Below are 23,827 nucleotides of genomic sequence, written 5' to 3'. Positions count from 1 at the left end.
TAATTATGTCAGTTTGGTTGGTATTAGGCTATGAAGAATCTTGAAAGAAAGCTTCCTCCGCCTCTCGTTTTCATAATTTTGGGGCTGACAATCAAGTTTATAGGTGATGAATTTGGTAGTTTGTCTTTATATGTTCCACTGGCTCCTATTGTCTTATGCATAAGCCTAATATTGTCATTGTTAATTGGATTCGCTGGTGTGTATGAGTTTAGAAAAGCAAATACAACGATTCACCCGGTTAATGTTGAGAAGGCATCAATGGTTGTCGATAGTGGAATATTTGCACATACCAGAAACCCCATGTATCTGAGTATGTTTATTTTGCTATTTGGTTTTGCGTATTGGCAGCAAAACTTACTTTGTATGCTGCCAGCATTTAGTTTTGTTTTGTATATTAATCGCTTTCAGATTGAGCCGGAAGAGAATGCATTAGAGGGGTTATTTGGGGCGACTTATCTTGATTATAAGCAACGTGTTAGACGCTGGCTATAAAATAGCCCTACATACCATAGTAGGGCTGAGTGGCTGAAATTATTGTTTTAAGCTGCTTTGTTCATCTGCGCTAAAAAAGATTTTTTTCGCTCGTTGAAGCGAGTGACCAAATCATCAATATCATCTTGGTGATATTGTCTGAGACCACTAGCTACCATCCGTTTGATACCATTTCCGACAACGTCACTCCCCTGCTTGAAATCAAAGTTGAGAGTGACTAAACCGCGTTTCCCTTCAACGTAGAAGCTTGCACCGTTAAATTCAACTTCGGGGTTAGATATATCCAATCTTGTGAATTCAACTTCCATACTTTCGTAGATAACCAATGGACGCTGGCAGTTAATCATCATTTGCTGTTCTAGCATTAGAGGAACCATGATATGAGGGAAGTTCATACCTGAAAATTTAACGTAGCTAGTGACAATGTGTTCAATAAAAGCTGGATCGTTGTTTATTTCACCCTCACGTGTCATTTGCAGATATTCTTTGCCATTACAATCGACAACACTCGCTTGTTTATCACATTTATTCTCAATGTGTAATGCAATACCATCACCAACCATACCTGAAAAATCAAAACGCATTCTCTGGCTGACACCTTCCTTTTTCAGCAGAACGGCGAACAGAAGATCCCCTGGAATACAGAAGCGCTTGTTATCTTCATCATGGATAGGGTTGAAGTCACCTGCGACTAGTTTGGCAAAGTAACTTGCCTGTTGACGGGTAAACTCGAACTTCTTGTCATTGCTAGAAAAATAGGGTTTTAAAAACATAACTTACGCTAATTAGCCAAAACTGAGTTGAATTATATATGAGGTTTTCTTTTCAATGGTCCATCCAGTGACAAGTTGCATTAGTTAGGTCTTAGTTTGCCGAATGAAGAGAATAACTCACTTAGAACTTGCCAATTCATACTAAACCGTATGATTATGTGATTTATTTCACAGTATTTGATGGAATAGTGGCAAATTGTATTGCAAGAAGATTTATATTGGTTAGTTTAATATGTTATAAGCCAACTGATTTAATAGTATGAAAATAGAAAGTTCGTAAATTAATCGATAATTATATATCAACACTTACTTACATTTTCCTATGTTTACCAATGTATAAATTGGTTCTGGTCTTGATATGAATCTTGAATTTTTATCCAGGTAATTGACTGGTTTTTATTACCATAAAAATAATTAGTAAGATAAATATAATTTATTTCAAAATATCTTATTTTAAATTAATGGTTTAGATTTTTAATAGATAATGTTATGAAATTATAGTCGTGATAGGTTGAAGTTTGAGTCAGAAACAATATTTTCTAAATTCTTAATATTTGTTTTATTAGGAGTGGGTAATGCATAGATACTATTTAAATTACTGACTTTTAATCAAAATAACATTTTATTTGAACAGGAATCACATAGCTTTGATTTTTCTAGATGTTTTATATATCTAGGAATGTCTCATCGATTCTCCTTTTCAGCTTTACACATATTTGTTTTTTGGTTGGGAATTGTAAAGAGCATTGGATTAGATCAGGTTGAAATCTGATTGATTTGATCGCTCTAGCGAAGAGATTAATTTCAATCTAAATAGGAATCTAATATGAAGTTTCGACAGCTGGCACTGATTTGTGCCATGACGTCTCCCTATGCAAATGCGCTGCAGGTTTGCACTATAGGAGACGAATATCGAGTGCTTGAAGGTGAAGGTTTGCATCAAATACGCAAATCTAATTATCAAACTTTTAGTGAAGACCTAACCCCAAATAACTTATTTGGTTCAAACCCTATTCATCAGTCCGAAACCAAACCTTCTTTAATTGAAACAGAAGAAATCTTCCCTGAGACATCGTCCTTACTTGATGTTGGTCCTACTAGCGTTGTGACTCTTGAAGCCGAAGAGGCTGCAAGCATGTTAAAGACAATAGGACGTTCGGCCATGGGGGCTGCAAAAGGTGCGATAGAAGTATTAGGCCCTGTTGGTGATGCTGTAATGGTTGGTTTGTGGGCTAATGAGGTAGCTCAGTCTTTCAAAAATGAGACAAACACTGGCTATGACCGTTTTGCGACAGTAATGAGTCTTGTTGACTGGTTTGGTGTATTGAGGTTACCAGAAAGAGAAATTGATCGCCAAATATTGGTTTCACGCTGGAATAAAGTAGCTGCGGGAGAACATTATAGTTTTACAGTCCACAATGACATTGTGACGCAGCAAGATAAGAAAGACAAACAACACTGGGCAGACTTATCAAAAGGTCAACAAGCTATGCTAGAGGATTTAGCAAGAGGTTTTGCTGCAGATCTTGCGCTAAAATATCAGCAGTATTACCAAGAGGCGGTGTTAGCTCAAACAAGATTAACTGAGGCATTAGTCAGTGCAATTGAGGAAGAAAAATACAAGGCAATCTATAACAAACTATCACTTGAAGAGTCAGGAAAACGTGTCTTTTCATCTGATTTTTCTTCATCTTGTCAGGCTGAGGTCGATGCATTGCTTGCACTATATCCCGAGCAAGAAATCAATAATAATCGTCCACCACTTATACCCTCTAAGCAGCAAGCCAGCCGTGCACTTGCTAATTTACAGCACTGCCAACAAGGCCAGCTAGACTCTGCACTCTCTTTACTTAATAGGGTGAGAAGTGGGGCAGTTGAAGGGCTAGATGGCCAATCGATGCACCGACTGTATCAACAGACTCTCAACGCAAAAATTACTATTGTTGAAACGGCTGCTCTGCAGCTGGAACAAATCAAAACAAAACTTATTGCTGAAATGCGCTCTGAAGGTCATTCAGTTATTGAACAATTATTTGAATCAGGTGCGGTAGAATCGGCCCACCATTATTTTACAAACCAAGCTGACTATTTAGCCATCGACGAAATGTCTCGAAGTATCTTTGGTCGACAAGCAACGGCGACTGAACTTCGCCAAAAATACTTTGTGGTACAGGAAGGTTATCGAAAATGTACCAAGATAGGTATCTTAGGCGGAGACCCTAATTTTAGAGGGTGCACTCAATATACTTGGATACCAGCTGAAATTGAAAAGTATGATTCTTCAAAAGATGCTGTGATTTCACAAATGGTGATGCCTAATCCAGAAGTTATTAAGCAAGTGTTTGAGCAATCTTTGGAAAACTTAATTGATTCTGGCTGGAACGCTCATCAAGAAGAGCATTGGCTTGAAAAACAGATCTTAAATTTCTCCGAGAAACAAAGAATTATTCTTAAAGCTGAACAAGATAAATCTATTGTCATGCGTTGGTTGTTTGACTCTTCACAAGCAATAGATTCTGAATGTGGAGGAGGTAATGGCTGCGCTGGATGGTCAACTGAGTATCTGAATAAAGAGCATCTTTCTCGTAATTCCTCTCTACACCATATTGCCAATTGGTATGCAAGAACTAAAAATTCAGGCTATTACGTACACTCTAAACGAAGGAAGAAGCTAGAGAGTCTTATCCCACAAGCTTTGGAAAGCGAATGGCAAGCCAATCATATCAAAGGTTTTTATAGCTATATTTACCCTGGTAGCTTTGATTTAGATAAATTTGCGCCGTTTATTTCTTCTGCACTTAAAGATTCAAATCTTGACGTAACAGACTTGGCTGCAACACTAGCTTTGGCTAAAGGTATTGTTAAAACACATATTGCTGAAGCAGTGAATACAGCTGAGCAGCAAAATGAAGGTTGGCTTAATCAGCAGATTGGTGACTTTCATCGCTATATATCCATTGTCCACGCCCAAAATACTTCAACTGGACACTATGCTTCTGGAGAACCAGGTGCAACGGGCATTTTTTCTGAGCCCTTACCTGCACATCTTTTACGTTACATGATATTAGACCAGTACCAGAATATTAATGAAGAGGAGCCCAGCTATTATTACTCTACTAACAATTATGCCGAGATGAGCTACGATACTCGTTTGCATTTTTCTATTGATGCTTTATTTGGTTCAAACTCAGTTATAGCAGGTGATATTCAGCAGTTAACGCAAGTCAACTCAATATATACCAATATGCCCGGCCAGAATTGTGCGATTGTTTATTCGCAGCTTAAAGATGCATTAATGTCAGTGTCTGCAAATGAAAGTCTATATTGGCTAGCACCTGTTTCGGAGTGGTTTGATAGTCTTACTCGTCAGCAATTTAAGCTGTTTAGCACGATTAGATTTGCGGTAATGAAGCAAAATGAACTCAATATTGGCTGTGATCTTAGCCCTAATAACCCTGAATATTGGCGTTAAATAAAGGATGAATATCGATATGAATGCAATAAAGGATTTCAATATGTCCAGCACACTATCTCGTCAATATAATAATTGGCAGTGGGTAAACATTAAAACTATCTTAATAACTTCTTTACTATGTTTTTCTGTACAAAGTTATGTTAATGCAGAAGATTTTGCCGAGTTTAAAGACCGCCGCCTAACTAGTATAGAGGAAGAACAGCAAGCTCGAGATCTAATGCAATGGTCTACTGCTCATAATGCGAGAGCGGAAAAAAAAATGTTGCCTAGGGAGTACAAAGCTATTGAGCGTTACGGTCGAGTTGATTACGATGTGATCAATGAGTACATGAGAGCGGGTGAACCTGAGAGATATCTTGGGCCAATGTTTGATGACTCGATCAAAGCAAGTGTGTCTAATATACGCAGTGCACTGAACAAACTGCCAAATTACAAAGGAACCGTGTATCGCGGATCGTCAATTAGAAACGGCTTGCTGGAGAAACTAAATGTTGGAGATATTCTCTATGAAAAAGCATTTTTATCCACATCCACTATTCCAAGTGTTGCTCGTAATTTCGCTTCGACAGGCGTTACTCAAGACCGCTCTATTGCTCAATTTAAGATTGAACTAAAATCATCTGGTCGGGCGATAAATGGTTATACATTTAAAGACTATGAAGCTGAAATTTTAGCTAAACCGAACACCTATTTTCGTGTTGAGGCAATAGAACGGGTGTCTACCAATAAAAATTACATCAAAATAAGGGAAGTAAAAAATCCAGCAAAATACGTGAGTGCTGAGCCAGATATTCATGTTTATGACAACTATAGTGGCGAGGAGGTCATGGTCCGTTCTCGTTCAGCATTACGCTGTCTGTGATCAACAATATAGGCTGAGCGTTTGCTCAGCCGACAACAATGGCTCTAAAATCGTTTGTCACACGCTTGGTAAGAGCTTTTCAGGCAAGAGATGATTATGAACAGCAAGTAAAAGAAGATTATTCGCTTGCTCAATATCCGGTGCAAAATAGCGGTCCTTATCATAGAAAGGAACTTTTTCACGCAGTATGTGTTTTGCTTGTTCGACTTTTGTTGATGATTTATTTGGAGCTCTGAAATCAAGGCCTTGTGCAGCGGCAAGATACTCTACTGCTAAAATGCCGCGCGTATTTTCAGCCATGTCAGTTAACCGCCTAGCAGCAAAGGTTGCCATTGATACGTGGTCTTCTTGATTCGCTGAGGTTGGTAAGCTATCCACCGATGCTGGGTGAGCTAAGGTTTTATTTTCGCTTGCTAAAGCCGCTGAGGTTACCTGAGCGATCATAAAACCAGAGTTGACTCCCCCGTTATCAACTAGGAAAGGAGGCAGTTTACTCAGCGCACTATCGATGAGTAAGGCCATGCGCCTTTCCGATAAACTGCCTATTTCTGCAATGGCAAGGGCAAGATTATCGGCAGCCATAGCAACAGGCTCTGCATGGAAATTTCCTCCTGAAATAATATCCCCATCGTCAGCAAAAACTAGAGGGTTGTCAGAAACAGCATTTGATTCAACTTCTAGAATATCAGCAGAGTTGCGGATTTGTTGCAGGCAGGCTCCCATGACTTGTGGCTGGCAGCGAAGTGAATAAGGGTCTTGTACTTTTTCACAGCTGGTGTGTGAATCACCAATATCGCTTTTCGCGTCCAAAAGTTCACGGTAGGCGAAAGCGGTATCCATTTGTCCACGATGTCCACGGACTCTATGAATTCGGGGGTCAAAGGGACGACGACTTCCTAGCGCCGCTTCTACAGACATGGCACCGCATGTAATTGCTGATGCAAATAAGTCTTCAGCGGCAAAGAGTCCCTGCAAAGCAAAAGCGGTTGAGGCTTGAGTGCCATTGAGTAATGCTAAACCTTCTTTAGGGGCTAATGTGATGGGCTCAAGCCCTGCAATGTTGAGTGCTTCAAGCCCTGAAATGATTTTGCCATTGTGGCGTGCTTGACCTTCGCCAAGCAATACAGTGCTCATATGTGCTAGGGGAGCAAGATCGCCAGATGCCCCAACGGAACCTTTTTTAGGCACACAGGGATAGACCTCAGAATTGACCAAGTCTATCAACGCTTGTATGACAGAAAGTCTGATTCCTGAGTATCCACGAGCAAGACTATTGATTTTAAGTACCATCATTAAGCATACGGTTTCATCCGTCATATATTCACCAATACCAGCAGCATGGGAGAGAACGATACTTTTTTGCAGTGTTTCTAAATCTTGGGGTTCAATACGAGTGTTGGCGAGTAGGCCAAAACCAGTGTTAATACCATAAACAGTTCTGTTTTCTGCAATGACCTGTTCAACAATTTTGGTACTTTCGTCAATAGCAGGTATCGCTTCTGGGTCGAGAGATAGTTTGAACGACGAACGAGTTATATGACGTAGTTGTTTTAAGCTAATACAGCCTGGTTTTAGCGTTAAATTAAACATTTTTATACTTCCTTGCTTCAACCTTGATTATTTAAGTTTGCTCAATTCTTCATTGAGCATAGGCAGGTCTAACTTTTGATTTGCGGCGCATTGCTTAGCTATATCATAACCAGCATCAGCATGACGCATGACTCCTGTAGCTGGGTCATTGTGTAGAACGCGTGCGATACGCTGCGAAGCATCATCACTGCCATCGCAACAAATTACCATTCCTGAATGCTGTGAAAATCCCATACCAACGCCTCCACCATGATGGAGTGAAACCCAGGTTGCACCTCCCGCTGTATTAAGTAGAGCATTGAGTAAAGGCCAGTCTGATACAGCATCTGAACCATCCATCATGCCTTCAGTTTCTCGGTTGGGGCTGGCAACGGAACCTGAGTCTAGATGGTCTCTACCAATGACGATCGGCGCTTTAAGTTCTCCATTTTTAACCATTTGATTGAATGCTTGACCCAAGCGTTCTCTATCCTTCAGACCAACCCAACAAATTCGTGCTGGCAAACCTTGAAATTGAATACGTTCACGCGCCATATCTAGCCAATTATGTAGATGTGGATTATCGGGGATCAGCTCTTTTACTTTTTGATCGGTTTTATATATATCCTCAGGGTCTCCGGATAACGCAGCCCAGCGGAAAGGTCCAATACCTTCACAAAATAGGGGTCTTATATAAGCAGGGACAAAACCTGGGAAATCAAAAGCATTATCGACACCTTCTTCAAGTGCCATTTGGCGAATATTATTGCCATAGTCAAGCGTTGCCGCCCCCCTTTCTTGCAGTTCAAGCATGGCTCTTACTTGAATCGCCATGGACTCTTTAGCAGCTTTTACTACAGCCGCTTGATCTTTTTGGCGCATTTCTGAAGCGTGATTCATGGACCAGCCAATAGGTAGATACCCATTAAGTGGATCATGAGCCGAGGTCTGATCAGTAACTACGTCAGGGGTGATGTTCCGTTCAACAAGTTCAGGGAATACATCAGCTGAATTAGCATATAATCCCACTGAAATTGGACATTCTGATTCATAAATAATGGCGAGTGCTTCATCAAGGCTAGTGGCTTTTTTATCAACATAACCAGTACGTAAACGATAGTCGATACGTGATTCATCGCATTCAACAGCTATTATTGAAAATCCTGCCATGGTGGCGGCAAGAGGCTGCGCTCCTCCCATCCCACCAAGGCCACCAGTGATTACCCAACGCCCTTTAGCGTTTCCGCCGAAATGCTTTTTGGCAACAGAGACAAAGGTCTCATAGGTACCTTGGACAATACCTTGTGAACCAATATAGATCCAGCTTCCTGCTGTCATTTGGCCGTACATCATTAAACCTTGTCTATCTAATTCGTTGAAATGTTCCCAGTTAGCCCAATGAGGAACAATGTTGGAGTTAGCGATAAGAACTCTGGGAGCATTGCTATGCGTTGGGAAAACCCCCACTGGTTTACCGGATTGAATCAATAATGTTTGGTCTTCTTCAAGCCTCTCAAGCACCTCAACGATTTTGTCAAAACATTCCCAGTTACGTGCAGCGCGACCTATACCACCATATACAACCAGTGAGTGTGGATGCTCGGCAACGTCAGGATCTAGGTTATTCATCAGCATACGAAGTGGCGCTTCAGTTAACCATGATTTCGCTCTCAGTTTAGTTCCATGAGGGGCACGTATAGTACGGCTTGTATCGAGACGGATATCTTCAACGTGACGTTCCGACATTAGTAAACTCCTTGTATTTCAGGTTATTTGGTTTGAAAACAGCCGACACAGAAGCATGGCTTTTGTGTGAAAGGGCCGCAAAATCGTTATTGGTTATTTTTCAGAAAAGGCGTTAGCTATATCCCAACAAAGCCTTGCTGCAAGGCGTGCGGTTTGGCTATCGATATCGTAAGTTGGGTTGTATTCAGCAATATCGGCGATAACCAATTTTTCTTTATAGTGTAAGACCCTGTCTAGGAACAATGCCATCGTATCCATACTCACTCCTCTTGCTGCAGGTGCACTCACACCAGGTGCAGTAGACGCTGGGAATACGTCAAGGTCGATAGTAAGGTAGATATAATCACAGTTATCGATAAAATGCTGAAGTTGAGTAAGGTGATATATGTGGTTTAAATGTGCGAGATCTTTATCTTCCACAAACCAAACGTTGAGCTCTTTAGCACGTTCAAAAAGTGCTTGGGTATTACTAGCTCGACTAACACCCAAGCACGCATAGTGGAATGGCCACTCATGCTTTATGCAGTAGTCATGAATCTGATTAAATGGAGTTCCTGAACTAGGTTTGACTTCTGTATTGTTGCTTTCAAATGCTCGCAGATCGAAGTGGGCATCGAAGTTTATAATACCAATTTTAGGTGCTTTAACTGGATTGAGATATTCAAAATGGCGTGCGAGCCCCAAAAATGAAGCCCATGCGACCTCATGACCTCCGCCCAAAGTGATTACAGGTGTAGAGTGAAGTGCTGCTGCAATGACATCAGCGCATTCTGACTGGTACTGTTCGAGTAGATCGTCTTCACAGATTATGTTACCAAGATCAATCACTGTACTTTCTTTGTGCCAAGCCATATTTGCTAGTGCGCGTCGAATTAAATCCGGAGCTTTTCGTGCTCCAATTCTACCCTTATTCCGAGCAACTCCGGCATCACAAGCAAAACCTAATATACTCACCGCATTATGATATGGTTCTAGGTCTTTGACTTGCAATTGTTTAATTATGTGGTGAACGCGCCTTCCCAAAGCGCCATCTTCTTGGTCATGGCGACCTTGCCAATGGAACTCTTGGTTCGTTGTCGGTAGTTTAGACATGATCAACTTCTCCATTTACCACTCGAGCTGACAGCCGTTTTATTCCTTGCTGATAGCTAAAATCTGCTGGATGTTCGACATCCCAAATCGCAATATCAGCATCAAATCCAGCTTTGAGTTGCCCTTTCGTACAGCCAAACCCTAGAGCTTTTGCTGCATTAGAGGTCACTCCACGTAATGTTTCTTCAGGTGTTAAGCCAAAAAGTGTACACCCCATATTCATCATCATAGTCAAATCTGAGAAAGGTGAAGTGCCTGGGTTCATATCAGTTGCGATTGCCATTGGAATGTTATGCTGGCGTAACAGTTCGATTGGAGGGAGTTGGGTTTCTCGAAGAAAATAGAAAGCGCCAGGCAATAGAGTTGCGACCGTTCCAGACTGTGCTAGAGCTTTGACCCCTTGTTGATCAAGGTACTCGATATGATCAGCCGATAAGCCCCCATATTGCGCGGTGAGCTTGGTTCCACCTAAGTTTGATAGCTGCTCTGTATGACCTTTAACATTCAGGCCATACTGCTTTGCGGTACTAAATACTTTTTCAGTTTGCTCTAGGCTAAAGCCAATCGATTCACAGAAAACGTCGACACAAGAAGCGAGATTTTCTTCAGCTACCAATGGGATAATCTCTTGACATATAAGCTGAATATAGTCATTAGGCTTACCTTGATATTCAGGCGGAACGGCATGCGCAGCGAGCAAAGTTGTTACAACATTAACTTTGCGATGATCTTGCAAAGCTTTTGCTACTCTTAACATTTTAACTTCATCTTTTACCGTTAAACCATAACCAGACTTTACTTCAACTGTGGTGACACCGGACCGAATCAAGCCATCAAGGCGAGGGAGTGCAAGGTCAATTAATTGATTTTTTGATGCTAGTCTCGTCGCTCTAACTGTGGAAAGAATGCCGCCTCCTTGTTTTGCAATATCTGAATAAGGCACACCATTTAGGCGCATCTCAAATTCGTTGGCTCGATTGCCAGCGTAAACAAGGTGAGTGTGACAATCTATAAAACCAGGAGTAACAAGTTTGTTTTGGCAATCATAGGTTTTGATATGTGTAGGAATTTGAGAAGGTAGCGCCTCTATTTTTCCCGATTTAATGTATAAATGGGTTGGAGGAGAAACTGAGTATCCTTGATCACCTGATATCATGGTAACTAATCGGGCATTGGCTAATAGCAACTCTTGATTCTTTGTATGAGGGGGGGAGATGGTACTACCATGCATCTTATCTTCATCCATTAATTAAAATGTATATACAAATAATCATTCAAGTCTAGAATTTGATCAAGATAATTGTTGAAAAAATGTGATCGTCAAGAAGAATGTTAACAACTAGATGAGTAGTTTAGAGCTTAGTTTGTAACGTGTTCCAGGATGATATAAAAGTGCTGAACTGACTAGCTTGTCATCACTCCATGTTCTGCGATTGAGTAATAGGCAAGGCTCATTCAATCCTAATTTTAATGCAGCTCGGACATGATCGCATGCAGCAATGGCTTCGACCGTGTGTTCTATTGCACTTAGCGGACAGTTATCCGATAGATATTGATTAGGTGTCATCTGAGTAAAATCTTGGCTAAGATAATTCGGAGCATAAAGGCTATTGATCCATCTACGCTCATACTGAATGGGAGAGTTGTCTTCTAAGTGAGTGATCTCGCTATAAAAAATTCTACTATTTAGCATTACTCCCAGTTTAGTAGCAATCGAGTCATCGGCCTGTAAAGCTATTTGCTTAATCACTTTACTTGAATAATTTTTTCCACGAAGCTTGACTTCTTCAGCGATGTTTTGGATATCGATTAGGGGAGATTCTGCTTTATCATCAGCGATACATACGAAGGTGCCAAGTCTGGGCCTTCTTTGAAGTTTTCCTTCTGACACTAGATCACGAATTGCTTTGTTAACAGTCATACGGCTGACTTTAAATTGTTTGGTAAGTTCAAGTTCTGTTGGGATACGGTGCCCAACAGGCCACTGTGAGGACTCGATCATATTGGCAATATACTGCTTTATTTGAAGGTATAAAGGTGCTTGATTCATCGTGATTTATCTGATTATCATTTGACTATACAAATATTGATTGATTTTGGGAAAAATTGCAACTCTGAGTATTTAATGATTACTGACACATTGGTAAAAAAAATGTCTTGCGGCTTATCTGTAATGCATGCTAGTTAAGCATTAACTATTTTCATAAAAGGGAAAACTATGTTTGGCCAGTTAAAAGCGTCTTTGGGTATTGGTGCTGCAAAAGTCGATACTATTCTAAATAGCATTTCTTATGTTCAAGGAGATACGCTTCAAGGTACAGTAAATATTCAAGGTGGAGACGTCGATCAGCAGGTTGATGCTATTAATTTAAAACTTTGTACTGAAGTGAAAGTAGAAAGTGAAGATGGAACAAGTTACCAACATTTTACTCTTGGAACACTTCAGGCCGTCCAACCTTTTACTATTCAAGCTAATCAAAATAAGCAAGTACCATTTCAATTTAAACTTGAACCAGAAACGCCCATAACAGCCCTGATCGCCTTAAAAAATCAATGTCAGGTTTGGCTAGAAACGAGTCTTGATATTGATTTCGCTATTGATCCTAAAGATCGAGATTTTGTGGAAATCAAACCTTTGCCAGCAGTTGCTAAACTTATTACTGGCGTTGAAGATTCAGGTTTTACAATGGTGAAAGCCGATGTTGAAAAAGGTTATCTAAAAGGCAGTAACTTTTCGTCAAAGTCGGGTTGTTATCAAGAAATTGAATTTAGAAATAATGGTCTTATTAATAAAAAGGAGATTGAATTATCTTTTATTCTCGATGCTGATGTCATTCACTGCCTCGCTGAGGTTGATCGCTCATTGAGCTTTCAAGGGGACCAATACATTTCTTTCTCGTTAAATAGAAATGCAACAGATGTAGAAATACGCTCTGCATTAAGCCGGATACTATCGGTTTAAGGAGTTTCTGATTTTGGGTTTTCAGCTGAACCAAAACGGTATCGGTAACCAATGCCAAACGCGATATCGGTACTGTTATCCGCGTTAAACATATTTTCTATTGCTGTCAATTCTATCGCTGAGTTTTCCATCTGGTATCGGTATCCAAAGGTAAACTCAGTCGAAGGTTTTGAAAACTCATCATCACCGCCTGAGACGCCTTCATGAACAGCAAGTTGTCCTATCAGGTGGTGTTTTTCAGAAAATTGGTATCGGTAGCTACTGCCAATAGTCCAAGTACTAGAACGATAGGGCATACTTTTAAACACAGTTGGTGTATTTCGGAAAGTTAAAGCTAATATAGCGTCTAGTGAATGTTTATCTCGGCGATAGCCATAGTTGACTTGGATACCTTGTTCAAACTCAGAAGATGAAAAGATACCGTGATGAGTATTGTTATAATATAGAGATAGACCAGCAGACAGACCATGGTGTTTTTTTGTCATCAATTGGTATTGCAAATAGCTGGTAAGAGCGTGACTGAGACTTTCACTGCGAAAATTTTCAAGTTCAATACCATATGCTGGAATATCGATAATGAAGCGGTCATTGTTTACGTCTTCACGCCCATTTTGATCGATGTTAAACCAATCATGGAAAGAAGTTGTTAGTCGGTCCAAGTGATTATTACCGGCATAGTTCCATCGATAATTCATTTCAAGCTGCCAGTCTTGATGCAGTTGCCATTTCCCACCAATTGCTATTTGGTTTTGATAGTAATCGAGTTCATAGTCTGGAGTCACTGCCCAGATACTGGAAATTGTTCCTGTTCCATAAGCCTCAACTTGGTTTTCGTTCAATGAGAATCCAGACCGGAGTTGAGGAGACAAACTGTTAGTATGAAAGGGTGACTGGGTATAACTTTGTACCGGACCATAATCATTATGCGTTGATGCATGTCCAGCAATTGTCAGTACTGCAAGATAAAAAAAGCAAAACGTCTTTATGCCATTCATAATGCCTATTCTAATTCTTATATGACTGCTATAAGGTTAGCTTAGGTTATTGACGTTTGCTTAATTGATGATTGTCACATAAAAAATGAAAGCTATTAAGCGGTTTACCTTGAGATAAAATTAATTAGCTTCTTGGTCTAACCTTGGGAAAGCATCTTTATTCACAACGGATATACTTTTTCAAAGCGCTCTAATACAAGTTCCGAGTCTGGGTTAAAAGTTGCCCCTACCTCTTTCGCATAGTTTGTGAAAAATTGAATATGTGCATCATGCCACCATTGGTAACTTAAATCTCCTTCACCCTCGAGGCGCGCAAACTCTTCAGTCACTTGATTGAAAGGACAAATAGAAACATCAGTTAGCTTGATAATGCAAACTGGTTCTTGACGCCAATTTAACACGATAGTCAATCGTCCGACCTTTGGCAGAGGTTCATTTTCGATATCATAGGCTTCTTTGAGGCTACATGAAGCTCTTTTTGTGCCTTGGTTGATGAGTTTGGCGCACTGATTCGCGTTGTACTCATCTGAGCAGAAACATTCTGCAATAGTGTCTGTGATTGATTCGCAATAGTTTTTTGGAACTGACACTAAGTATTGATTAAGAAATGTTTCTTGTTGCGGTGTCATTTATTGGTCCTTACGTAATTAAATAGCTCAGAGGTAACAACATTAAGCGGCACTTAGATGAGTAGTGATGTATGGCTGCCAAGCGTTTTGATAAAGAGCTTTAGATTCTGTTCTCATTGAGCGAATTTGCGCTAGTTCAAATTCACTTAGGGTACGGTTTTGCAATGCTGCCTGACGTTCAATCGTCTGGATACTTTCATAAAGATCATGCTCTGGCCCATTCTTAACATCAGCAATAGCTTTAAGGTGTAATTGCACTTCCGCGACAAGATTAGTTTTAGGCAACTGAACAAGCAAATTAAGATCGCGGTAACCTGAAGCTGCTGGTTTTTTAAAACGATTTTTAACTTTCACTAAAGTAGTTTCACGATTAAGAACTTCATACACAGACATCAGGCTTTCAATATCATTTGCAACTATGGTTGCACGAGCAAGATCAGTGATACGTTCTGTCTGACCATTAAGTTCATGGATGATTTTTTCACTTGCTCGTTGGGAAGATTTGATACCAGAAAAGCTCGCATTGGTTGATGTCAACATAGCCGCACTTTTACAGATCATTTCAAGTTCAGCTTGAGCTTGATGCGCTTTGCTGTAGAGCACATCAAAATCAGTATAGGGTTGAATTGGAGTTGTGGACATGGTTTGAACACTGTATAAGCCACTGAGATTATGTTTGAATGCTTTAGAACAAACTTGATTTTGGTCGATAGAGCATTTCTGCTCAGTGTCTTGTGTGGTCTGAACGGAGGCGAAAGCAGGTGCACGACTGAGCATTAAAAGCATCAGTGCAGTTGTTCGCAAAAATAAGCTCATTTACTCTCCTTAGATTTGTAGCTACTTGGACAAAGGGAAGATTAAAAGCTCTGGCCGCCAAGAAGTACTTATCTCTTTTATCTACATGTGGGAGGTTTTGGAAAAAAACAACCTATTCAAAAATTATCTATGCAATTATTTGAAGTAATTCTCATTAAGTATGAATTACTTACATCCACATGCTGCATACTAAATACAAACTATTATAGCCATATAACCTGAACCTAATCTGAACGATTAATACAGTTTAAGGGATACCACTAATCCAGTGTTTCATATAGGCTATGAAGCACAGAAATGACGAAGGGTAGGTATAATGAAAGATGCAGAGTTTTGGCACCGTCGCTGGGCGGAAAATAAAATTGGCTTTCACCTTGAAGACGTTAATTCGCTTCTTGTTCAGTATTGGCCTGAGACCAAACCTAGTAGTAAGGATAAGGTGTTTGTTCCCTTATGTGGTAAAACAGAAGATTTGGTCTGGCTCGCAACTAAGCACGAACATATTCAAGGTGTTGAGTTGAGCGAAATAGCGGTTCGTTCTTTTTTCGCGGAGCATTTTTATACTCCAACGGTGATTACAGTTAATGGTCAACATGACTTGTATCAGTTTGATGAGCTATCTATCTACACTGGAGATATTTTTACTGCACCGCTCGAACCTGCTGATATTATCTACGATCGTGCAGCATTAGTTGCTTTACCAGAATCTATGCGGGGTGGGTATGTTGAGCGTGTTAAAAGCTTGCTCAAAGCTGGTGGAAGAATATTATTGATCACTACTGAGTATCAGCAAGAAGAAATGGCAGGCCCACCGTTCTCTGTAACTGAACAAGAAGTCAATAAACTGTTTTCAGAGTATAAAATTTCTAAGCTATACCGTGAAGATGCGGAACAAACGCATCCAAGAGTTATAAAGCACGGACTTTCAAGATTTGCTGAGGAAGTTTACTTAATTGAAAGCTAAGTTCTACTGTTTATATCAAGTGAGTCAATATTTTTATGACTCACTTGATGTTAATGTTGTAGATAGGAATCATTATTTATAAACCAATTATTTATTTCCTTATCGATTAAATGCAAAAAATCGTGCTGTAATTTTAAAATATTTACTCTAAATCCTATATTTAAATGAATTTTTTCTTTACCGTCATGGTCATATTTTAATAATAGTATCATTTTATTTTAATGTGATCTTAGATGTTAAATAATTGTTGATGGATATTTTTGTTGCCAGTATATTTCATAATGTAATAATAATTAAAATTAGAGAAATTATGATGACTAAATACTCTTCCCGACTGTTTTTATTAGTTGTGTTGGTTTTTTTTACACATATAGTACGTGCTGAGGATAATACTACTACTCTCGATATAGATAGGTGTACTTTATTTGGTTATGAAACAAAACACCCTGCTAGATGTGAATATTATTTTTTAGACTTAGCCAATATTTCAATTAATGAGAGGGAAGATTTTACAAATAAGGTCATAGGTATTGGATTTTCATCTCCATATACGTTAATTACTTCTCCAAAAGATGTAGTCCGCCGACAAATATATATTATGGAAGAAAGAGAACTAGATTACATTACTAAAGTCATCAGTGATGATCACAATATTCATAATAAATCAAACAAATCTTCGATTGATATGGGGAGTGTGCCAAATGTTAATAATTCACAAATTATAGAATTTGCTTTTCACCGCAGATTTACTGTTGGTAGAGAAGGGAAAGGAAACACAAATCTAAAGTTTAAGGTGAGATACTACAGAAAATCACCATATTTTTATAAATTTGGTGACAAGGATAAATTTGTAGAGATTATCCTTGATGAAGGAGCTGGTCTTAATATGGGAGACGAAGAAGATATATATGCATCTTGGAAAAAAAATAGTCATACCAGTTATGTTTATCGAGAATATATAGATTCGACCAGTATTGGCATAAATGTTAATGAAAGCGAAAGGCTAGAAAACGGTGATATTTATCTCAATGATCTAGAGCCTAAGATGCAGGACCAAACAGATACGAGGATTGAAAAAGAAACCACCTCATCGATAAAACTTGGCCTTGGGCTTGCTCCTAAGCTTCCGATAAAAAATATAGAATATCGACTTACCAATAAATATCAAATTAATAGTAGTAAGCAATTTGGTTTAAAAACTGAAGCACATAAAAATGGATATCAGCTTAAATATCTTAATAATACTTATGGTTCCCATAAAGAACCAGAAGCAGGTTTTTGCAGTTTAGGAACGGCAGATGGCTGGTGCTGGGACTGGGCAACATCATATGATGAACCTTGGAACTTTTCTAAATTAAGAGACAGGAATCCACTTTCTTTGCAAGGTCTTAGACCAGACTTTGTAGCCAAAATAGCTGCTAAACCTCAAGTTTCAGGCTTTTCCACCATAAGTATTCACTCAAAAGTGAACACGTTATCTCTATTTGGTCAAAATAGAATGTTTTTAGGTAGAAGGTATATCATTTCTAATGAGCTTTTCTCGTCAGGAAATAACTCAAATTGGCGTAAAGATAGAAATTATGAGAAACACGAGTATGCAGATGAATTTACCATCTTAGTTGATTGGGATAGTCCTTGGTTTCTCGGGAGTGACGCCGTAACAATAAAGTCTGTTTATCTAAGCCAAGATAATGCGATGTGTTTAACAGCCGAAGCCAATCATCAACTGTCATTTAGGGAGTGTGTCGAAGGTAGTAAGGCACAAGCATTTGTTTATGACCAAGAGAAACGCTACAGAAGTGTCGCCAATTTAAATCATTGTTTGGATTCTTCAAATCAACAACTTAAACTTAGTGATGAATGTAATGATGACTATGCTTCTAATACTCAAGTTTGGTATTGGGAAGAGCCAGACCGTTTCACTAATGATGTTTTGTTTACTATCAATTCAGACCAATCAATTAGTTTGATTGATGCATCGACAAATCAACCCAAAATATTAAAGGTTGAATATAATGAAACTAAACCTAATGGGACACAATTCACTAGCCGATTTGCAGACTTTGGGATGGCCACTTGCTTGTGTAGTAACATCGAATGATGGACGTTAGCTGAAACTCAAAAAACACTAAAATTAAACCCAACAGATCCAGTGTCTGTTGGGTTTTTATATGCCCAGGGTATAACTGTAATATTAAAAGTTAAATACTAAGTTGATGTTACTGTTTTGTATCAGATGTGTTTAGTTCTGAACAACAACCTACTCTTCAATTGCAATAACTTTCCAGTAGCCTGAATAAATTGAGTTTATAATGTAAATTACATTTATGTCATTATCATTGGCTGACGAAGTGATTCGATGAAGTTTGATCCTAATAATTCAATCAAGATACCCATTAACACACTGACAGTCGGGATGTTTGTTACTGCTATTGAAGATAGTGAGAGAGTGCATCTTGCCCATGCTGGTAGAGTTTCATCAGAGAAAGCGATCAAACAGTTAGAAAAAAATGGGATTAAATTCGCTTGGGTGGATCAGAGTCTTTCTACCAAGGGGAGTGTGTTCAACCCTGTTGTTGATAGTTTGTCAGACAATACTGCATGTATAGTTACCATAGTTAAACGTCAATTGCCTAACCGAAAAATAAGGCAATCGACGGCAGCGAAGATAATTCGAGATGCAAAAGAGTTAGCCAATAAACTTTTGAATGAAACTTTCGATGATACTGAGCTCATAGTCCCAAACCTCGAACGTTGGGCTGAAGATCTTATAAGTGAGGCATTGGATGATACTGATGCACTTCACTGTGTATCTGCGTTGCGAAATAAAGATGAATACTTGCTTGAACATTCGGTCAATGTAGCGACTTTGCTGGTGACATTTGGTAAATTTCTTGGTTTGCCGAGTGATACCCTAAAGGATATGGCGATAGGTGGCATTATCCATGATGTGGGAAAAATAAAAGTCGATGATAAAGTACTACATAAGCAAGGAAAACTCACTGCCGATGAATTTGAGCATATGAAGTTACACCAAGTATATGCTGAACAAATTATTTCTGAAGTAGCAGGTATTAGCCAGATAAGTCGTGATGTATGTTTGATGCATCATGAGAAACTGGATGGCAAGGGTTACCCAAATGGCCTTAAAGGAGACGAAATTCCGTTACATGGCCGTATGAGCTGCATTGTCGATATATATGATGCACTCACTGCAAACCGCTGTTATAAAGATGGAATGAGCTCTGCTGATGCATTTAAAGTTCTACTAACGTTGACACCTTTTCATCTTGATAAAGATCTAGTTTATCAGTTTATAAATTGCGTAGGCATGTATCCAGTCGGTGCAATCGTTGAGCTTAATGATGGGAAAATTGGTATCGTTTGGACGTCCAATAGCAGTGAGCCACTTAAGCCAGAAGTGAAATGCTTTTACTCACGTAAATACAGCAGATTCATTGACGTTAAATTTATCGACTTAAAAGATAAACGCTACAAGATTGAAAAAGCGATAGCACCATGTGACTTAGAAATAGATCCCACGCCATTTTTTGACTTGTGACCAATTGGATAAAGACGTTTTTAAGACGCCTTTATTCAATTAAATACCATTAAAGGGCCAAATAACTGAGTGGAATATCGGGATTAATTGTTTCCAATGTAGCTTGAGTCGTTTCTAAGTGGCTACAGCTACCTTCGTACTTTTCTACTAATGCAGCCACTTCTATTTCATCGAATGTTTTACCATCGAGAAGGATTTGGCTAAGTGCCACTTGTAGTGGGGGAAGACTAGGGTTAAATGCTGCATTCTCGGCATAAGAGCCTTGATAAATTTTACCATCCTTGACCTTAATACTCACACCACTGTGGTTTTTAGTGTATGGGGCATAGCTTCTATTGAGAGCATTAAGAGCTGAGACGATCATTTCATCATTTTCTACAGCTATATTGCCATGGTCAGCTTGTGCCATTAGACCTGACGTCACTCCAAGATCTGATGGACCAAAAGAATCGGGTAGGTAGCTTTGGAGTGTTTTTTGATCTACATCTGGTAGTTGTATCGCGAGTATATCAGCGGTTGTTAGTTCGTTCATAAACTGGCGGCAATGGCCACAGGGGCTAAAATTGATGGTGATATCTGAAATGCCTTGCTCACCTTTCATCCATGCATGGCTAATCGCTGACTGCTCCGCATGAACGGTTTGTCCTAGTTGAGTTCCAGACATTTCAAGATTTGCTCCAAAATATAAATGCCCAGATAACCCTCTAGCAATGGCGCCAACATAAAAATTTGAAATGCTTGCATGAGCATATGCGGCTGCGAATGGAAGTAGGGCAACCCTTAGCTCTTTGTCGTCAATACCAGACACTTGTAGCAGTCGAGAATATTGTTCTTTTGATAGGGTGGCATCAAAATTATCAGCAAGCATAATAGGAGATAGGAAGTCTGCAATGTATGTTGGTGCTTCAGCAAGTGCGTGTTCAAGGCGGCTTCTCATTATAAATCCTTGTATTGACATTGTTAAACATCTGCAGACCACTAGACCTTGGTTATCACTGTGGCGCAATCTGATGTGGCAGTCTATTTTATGGTACAAAGAAATTTTTACTGTGATTTTGATCTGCATTATTAATGTAACAGAAATTAATTTTACATATTCTTAGTGATCTCACACATGTTAACGATTGCATAACTTCAGATAGTGAACTGGATCAAATTAGATAAACATAATCCAGCATGCTTATGCTGCTAGCCATACTGCAAGCGTAAAAAAAATAGGGGAAATAACGGATGTGATAACACCGCATAGAACCAGTGAAAGAGAACTAAATGCGGCGTCTTGGCCATTTTTTTCTGCGCATGTTGCGGTCCCAAGGGCATGGGATACAGCCCCCATGGTTAAACCTTTAGCTATCGGATGGGTAATATTAAGTAAGGTATATATTGGGTAGGCAAAAATAGCACCAAACAGTCCTGCTAACATCACTAAAATTGCCGCGATAGAAGGTTCTCCTCCAAGATGGCTTGAAATCTCCATAGCTATGGGTGTTGTAACGGATTTACCAAGTAGACTAGCAACCAGAGTGAGATCAGCACGTAAGTAAGATGCAATTAGCGTAGTGGTAAGCATAGACATAATACTGCCCACTGTGCATGAAAGCATAATGATACGCCAATTTGAACGTATCTGCGGAAGCTGTTCATATAGAGGGTAGGCGAGCGCTACCACTGCTGGTTGAAGTAGGTAGTTTATCCACTGATTGTCATAATAGTATGTGTCGAAAGGTACTTCTAAATAAGTAAGAGAAGGTATTATGGCTGCTAGACTGATTAAAAGTGGATTCAGTAAAGGGTTTCTCACTTTTTGGCTAAGCCATCGAGCAGAGAAAAAAACGATAATGGTAAAAATTAACCACATTATTTGTTGCCCTTTTTTAGCAGGCGATCAAGCATCAAACCTAGTACAATAAGGACAACAAAACTGCCTCCGATTACACTTGCTAGTACAGGTAAAGCATTGGCATAAAGCATATCAAGATGTTCCATTAGGCCAACACTAACAGGAACAAATAATAGCACCATATAGCGAATGAAAAGTGTTGCGCTGGGACGAACCCATTCTGAAGGTACAACCCCGATAACAAGAAGGGTAAATAAGGTTAACATGCCTATAATACTGCTTGGTATAGAGGTGTTCAGGAGAGATTGAATTGCATTACCTATTAATAAACATATGAAGATCAACCCCATAGAGGTAGTATATTTGATTAGTATTTTTGCCATGGTTAGTCCTGTTTAATACTCGCAACGTAACTATAAACACAAATACACTAGAAGAAGTCACCTAGTGTATTATTATGGCTTTGCATGACTAAATTATTGTTATGATGTCATTGCACAAGCGCTAATTTGGTTAGGGTGCAGGTAATAGCGCTTTAAGAGACTAACTTCTCAACGTATTTGTAAACTGATTTTAAAATAATCACTTTACTTTCGTCACTTTCATTTTCATGAACTAAGTTTTCCAAATTAAGGATATAGTCTTGGATACGACTGTTAAAATAGTCTTGGCAGTGATTAGCCCATTGGTGTTGTTCAGTATCGTTCAATGTTGATGGAAAATTTCTTGCTCGGTACCGAAACAAAAGTGGGGCAATACGCTGGTCATGAAAAGAGATGTCCAATGAACCTAGGCTTTCGGGATCTGTTTCTCTAATAATATTCATCGATGTTCTATCTGCAGGTGAGAAAAAACCATCATATAGCTGTGAATCGATATCTTGTTTACTGCTATATTCTCGTTCTATTGAGTAGAGCGAGACAAGCTTCTCACGTATTCCTGGATTTTGTTTGATGGTATCGAGGTTATGTAGGCACTGCTCACGATTGATGCCAATTGTTGCCGCATTTTCAGCGGTGAGTGTTTTCGCTTTTGCCAGGATCGGGCATTTATTTAAGTGTATGAGCTTTATTGGTACAGGAGGTTCGTCTGGCCCTAGTTCAGAACGTTTGGTGTAGAGTCGTTGATTCAGTTGGTCGACATCAAGGTCGAGGAGTGGTTGCGGATCTTTAGCTAAATCCACAACAATAACTGCATTTTGATTAGTCGGATGCCACGCCAGTGGTACTACCCAACTAGTATACTGACAATCTCGGCCAAACATACCAGAGACGTGCATCAGTGGTGTCATGTTAACAATATCCACCAACTCATTGAGTTTACGTTTATGGCGCATACTTAAAAAGTAATCAAACAGCTTCGGCTGAGCCGCTTTTACCTTTTTCGCTAATTCAATTGTGGCGATAACATCAGCCATGGCATCGTGTGCATTAGTGTGTTCAATACCGTTGGCAGCAGAAAGGTGCTCCAACTTAAAGCTAGTGAAACCCTCTTCATTTTCTGGCCAATTAATACCTTCAGGGCGAAGAGCGTGGCAGGCACGCATAACATCTAGTAAATCCCAACGTGAGTTACCATTTTGCCAACTCCAAGCGTAAGGATCAATAAAGTTACGGTAACAGGTATAGCGTGTGACTTCATCGTCAAAACGTATATTGTTATAGCCCAAACTTGTGGTATTTGGTACAGAAAACTGTTGGTGGATTTGAGCAATAAATTCTGGTTCTGTCAGGCCATGTTTAACCGCAGTTTGTGGGGTAATCCCAGTGATTAACGCCGCTTCTGGTGAAGGTAGGTAATCAGAAGGTGGCTGACAGTAGATAACTAGAGGTTCACCAATAATATTAAAGTCCATATCAGTTCGTACACCTGCAAACTGACAAGGTCTATCGAGGGCAGGGCTGGTCCCCCAAGTCTCATAATCGAAGAAGAAGAATGTAGGCTGTTCGCCACTTTTCATTGTTTTGTTTTTCTGTTCGTTATTTATCAAAGTAAGCCTTATACGCCAGTCGATTAGCTTTGTTTGTTGTGATATATTTTAAGTTAAGTT

General features: G+C 39.4%; 20 protein-coding genes. 7 read left to right on the top strand and 13 right to left on the bottom strand.

The features are described from left to right. Positions 1–30 precede the first annotated feature (30 nt). Positions 31–492 carry a methyltransferase family protein gene (locus tag KO511_RS13680; RefSeq protein ID WP_215987973.1) on the top strand — a complete coding sequence of 154 codons (462 nt, stop codon included), beginning with the start codon at positions 31–33 and terminating at the stop codon, positions 490–492. Between the two features lie 47 nt (positions 493–539). Here KO511_RS13680 and KO511_RS13675 read toward each other — a convergent pair whose 3' ends face one another. After that, positions 540–1,265 (bottom strand): DUF3581 domain-containing protein, encoded by a 726-nt coding sequence (locus KO511_RS13675; protein WP_215987972.1) that lies wholly within the window; start codon positions 1,263–1,265, stop codon positions 540–542. An 826-nt stretch (positions 1,266–2,091) separates the two neighbouring features. On the opposite strand from KO511_RS13675, the gene KO511_RS13670 reads away from it, so the two are divergent. Continuing rightward, complete coding sequence (locus KO511_RS13670; protein ID WP_215987971.1) at positions 2,092–4,737, top strand: hypothetical protein; 2,646 nt, start codon at positions 2,092–2,094, stop codon at positions 4,735–4,737. A 43-nt stretch (positions 4,738–4,780) separates the two neighbouring features. Next, a complete protein-coding gene (locus KO511_RS13665) occupies positions 4,781–5,602 on the top strand; it encodes an ADP-ribosyltransferase (protein ID WP_215987970.1) in 822 nt (273 codons plus the stop codon). 57 nt (positions 5,603–5,659) lie between these two features. On the opposite strand, the gene hutH is transcribed toward KO511_RS13665, so the two are convergent. The 5 genes from hutH to hutC form a co-directional block, all read right to left on the bottom strand. Then, complete coding sequence (hutH, locus tag KO511_RS13660) at positions 5,660–7,192, bottom strand: histidine ammonia-lyase (protein ID WP_215987969.1); 1,533 nt, start codon at positions 7,190–7,192, stop codon at positions 5,660–5,662. Positions 7,193–7,219: 27 nt separating this feature from the next. After that, a complete protein-coding gene (hutU, locus tag KO511_RS13655; RefSeq protein WP_215987968.1) occupies positions 7,220–8,917 on the bottom strand; it encodes a urocanate hydratase in 1,698 nt (565 codons plus the stop codon). A 93-nt stretch (positions 8,918–9,010) separates the two neighbouring features. Continuing rightward, positions 9,011–10,009 carry a formimidoylglutamase gene (gene hutG, locus KO511_RS13650; RefSeq protein WP_215987967.1) on the bottom strand — a complete coding sequence of 333 codons (999 nt, stop codon included), beginning with the start codon at positions 10,007–10,009 and terminating at the stop codon, positions 9,011–9,013. Continuing rightward, positions 10,002–11,240, bottom strand: a complete 1,239-nt coding sequence (gene hutI / locus KO511_RS13645; RefSeq protein WP_215987966.1) for an imidazolonepropionase — start codon at positions 11,238–11,240, stop codon at positions 10,002–10,004. Before hutI ends, hutG begins: the two co-directional genes overlap by 8 nt. 108 nt (positions 11,241–11,348) lie before the next feature. Beyond that, positions 11,349–12,059: a histidine utilization repressor gene (gene hutC, locus KO511_RS13640; protein ID WP_215987965.1), complete on the bottom strand. Its 711-nt coding sequence runs from the start codon at positions 12,057–12,059 to the stop codon at positions 11,349–11,351. A gap of 168 nt (positions 12,060–12,227) precedes the next feature. On the opposite strand from hutC, the gene KO511_RS13635 reads away from it, so the two are divergent. Further along, positions 12,228–12,971 (top strand): sporulation protein, encoded by a 744-nt coding sequence (locus tag KO511_RS13635; protein WP_215987964.1) that lies wholly within the window; start codon positions 12,228–12,230, stop codon positions 12,969–12,971. Here KO511_RS13635 and KO511_RS13630 read toward each other — a convergent pair. The 3 genes from KO511_RS13630 to KO511_RS13620 form a co-directional block, all read right to left on the bottom strand. Next, on the bottom strand, positions 12,968–13,966 hold the full coding sequence (locus KO511_RS13630; RefSeq protein ID WP_215987963.1) for a DUF3187 family protein: 999 nt from the start codon (positions 13,964–13,966) through the stop codon (positions 12,968–12,970). The two genes, KO511_RS13635 and KO511_RS13630, sit on opposite strands and share 4 nt — an antisense overlap. Positions 13,967–14,127: 161 nt before the next feature. Further along, on the bottom strand, positions 14,128–14,595 hold the full coding sequence (locus KO511_RS13625; RefSeq protein ID WP_215987962.1) for an ASCH domain-containing protein: 468 nt from the start codon (positions 14,593–14,595) through the stop codon (positions 14,128–14,130). Positions 14,596–14,637: 42 nt separating this feature from the next. Then, on the bottom strand, positions 14,638–15,411 hold the full coding sequence (locus KO511_RS13620; RefSeq protein ID WP_215987961.1) for a phosphoribosylglycinamide formyltransferase: 774 nt from the start codon (positions 15,409–15,411) through the stop codon (positions 14,638–14,640). A 316-nt stretch (positions 15,412–15,727) separates the two neighbouring features. On the opposite strand from KO511_RS13620, the gene KO511_RS13615 reads away from it, so the two are divergent. From KO511_RS13615 to KO511_RS13605, 3 genes are all read left to right on the top strand, one after another. Continuing rightward, positions 15,728–16,375: a thiopurine S-methyltransferase gene (locus tag KO511_RS13615; protein WP_215987960.1), complete on the top strand. Its 648-nt coding sequence runs from the start codon at positions 15,728–15,730 to the stop codon at positions 16,373–16,375. 310 nt (positions 16,376–16,685) lie between these two features. Continuing rightward, positions 16,686–18,476, top strand: coding sequence for an RICIN domain-containing protein (locus KO511_RS13610; protein ID WP_215987959.1), 1,791 nt, complete (start codon positions 16,686–16,688; stop codon positions 18,474–18,476). A 258-nt stretch (positions 18,477–18,734) separates the two neighbouring features. Further along, the gene (locus KO511_RS13605; RefSeq protein ID WP_215987958.1) at positions 18,735–19,937 is read left to right on the top strand and encodes an HD-GYP domain-containing protein; all 1,203 of its coding nucleotides are present in this window, start codon (positions 18,735–18,737) and stop codon (positions 19,935–19,937) included. 49 nt (positions 19,938–19,986) lie between these two features. Here KO511_RS13605 and cdd read toward each other — a convergent pair whose 3' ends face one another. The 4 genes from cdd to sbcB all read right to left on the bottom strand — a co-directional run bounded on the left by cdd (position 19,987) and on the right by sbcB (position 23,737). After that, positions 19,987–20,874 (bottom strand): cytidine deaminase, encoded by an 888-nt coding sequence (gene cdd, locus KO511_RS13600; RefSeq protein ID WP_215987957.1) that lies wholly within the window; start codon positions 20,872–20,874, stop codon positions 19,987–19,989. 243 nt (positions 20,875–21,117) lie between these two features. Next, positions 21,118–21,795: a CidB/LrgB family autolysis modulator gene (locus KO511_RS13595; protein ID WP_215987956.1), complete on the bottom strand. Its 678-nt coding sequence runs from the start codon at positions 21,793–21,795 to the stop codon at positions 21,118–21,120. Further along, complete coding sequence (locus KO511_RS13590; protein ID WP_215987955.1) at positions 21,795–22,160, bottom strand: CidA/LrgA family protein; 366 nt, start codon at positions 22,158–22,160, stop codon at positions 21,795–21,797. Before KO511_RS13590 ends, KO511_RS13595 begins: the two co-directional genes overlap by 1 nt. Before the next feature lie 152 nt (positions 22,161–22,312). Then, positions 22,313–23,737 (bottom strand): exodeoxyribonuclease I, encoded by a 1,425-nt coding sequence (gene sbcB / locus KO511_RS13585; protein ID WP_215987954.1) that lies wholly within the window; start codon positions 23,735–23,737, stop codon positions 22,313–22,315. Positions 23,738–23,827 lie beyond the last annotated feature (90 nt).

This window comes from Vibrio hepatarius (assembly GCF_018860525.1).
Lineage (GTDB): Bacteria > Pseudomonadota > Gammaproteobacteria > Enterobacterales > Vibrionaceae > Vibrio > Vibrio hepatarius_B.
Note: the sequence above shows the minus strand (reverse complement) of the source record. Positions and strands in the feature narration are given on the sequence as shown.

Excerpts from the sequence above, each read along its gene's own strand:
- KO511_RS13680 (WP_215987973.1), top strand. The coding sequence starts at position 31 with ATGAAGAATCTTGAAAGAAAGCTTCCTCCGCCTCTCGTTTTCATAATT.
- KO511_RS13675 (WP_215987972.1), bottom strand. The coding sequence starts at position 1,265 with ATGTTTTTAAAACCCTATTTTTCTAGCAATGACAAGAAGTTCGAGTTT.
- KO511_RS13670 (WP_215987971.1), top strand. The coding sequence starts at position 2,092 with ATGAAGTTTCGACAGCTGGCACTGATTTGTGCCATGACGTCTCCCTAT.
- KO511_RS13665 (WP_215987970.1), top strand. The coding sequence starts at position 4,781 with ATGTCCAGCACACTATCTCGTCAATATAATAATTGGCAGTGGGTAAAC.
- hutH (WP_215987969.1), bottom strand. The coding sequence starts at position 7,192 with ATGTTTAATTTAACGCTAAAACCAGGCTGTATTAGCTTAAAACAACTA.
- hutU (WP_215987968.1), bottom strand. The coding sequence starts at position 8,917 with ATGTCGGAACGTCACGTTGAAGATATCCGTCTCGATACAAGCCGTACT.
- hutG (WP_215987967.1), bottom strand. The coding sequence starts at position 10,009 with ATGTCTAAACTACCGACAACGAACCAAGAGTTCCATTGGCAAGGTCGC.
- hutI (WP_215987966.1), bottom strand. The coding sequence starts at position 11,240 with ATGCATGGTAGTACCATCTCCCCCCCTCATACAAAGAATCAAGAGTTG.
- hutC (WP_215987965.1), bottom strand. The coding sequence starts at position 12,059 with ATGAATCAAGCACCTTTATACCTTCAAATAAAGCAGTATATTGCCAAT.
- KO511_RS13635 (WP_215987964.1), top strand. The coding sequence starts at position 12,228 with ATGTTTGGCCAGTTAAAAGCGTCTTTGGGTATTGGTGCTGCAAAAGTC.
- KO511_RS13630 (WP_215987963.1), bottom strand. The coding sequence starts at position 13,966 with ATGAATGGCATAAAGACGTTTTGCTTTTTTTATCTTGCAGTACTGACA.
- KO511_RS13625 (WP_215987962.1), bottom strand. The coding sequence starts at position 14,595 with ATGACACCGCAACAAGAAACATTTCTTAATCAATACTTAGTGTCAGTT.
- KO511_RS13620 (WP_215987961.1), bottom strand. The coding sequence starts at position 15,411 with ATGAGCTTATTTTTGCGAACAACTGCACTGATGCTTTTAATGCTCAGT.
- KO511_RS13615 (WP_215987960.1), top strand. The coding sequence starts at position 15,728 with ATGAAAGATGCAGAGTTTTGGCACCGTCGCTGGGCGGAAAATAAAATT.
- KO511_RS13610 (WP_215987959.1), top strand. The coding sequence starts at position 16,686 with ATGATGACTAAATACTCTTCCCGACTGTTTTTATTAGTTGTGTTGGTT.
- KO511_RS13605 (WP_215987958.1), top strand. The coding sequence starts at position 18,735 with ATGAAGTTTGATCCTAATAATTCAATCAAGATACCCATTAACACACTG.
- cdd (WP_215987957.1), bottom strand. The coding sequence starts at position 20,874 with ATGAGAAGCCGCCTTGAACACGCACTTGCTGAAGCACCAACATACATT.
- KO511_RS13595 (WP_215987956.1), bottom strand. The coding sequence starts at position 21,795 with ATGTGGTTAATTTTTACCATTATCGTTTTTTTCTCTGCTCGATGGCTT.
- KO511_RS13590 (WP_215987955.1), bottom strand. The coding sequence starts at position 22,160 with ATGGCAAAAATACTAATCAAATATACTACCTCTATGGGGTTGATCTTC.
- sbcB (WP_215987954.1), bottom strand. The coding sequence starts at position 23,737 with ATGAAAAGTGGCGAACAGCCTACATTCTTCTTCTTCGATTATGAGACT.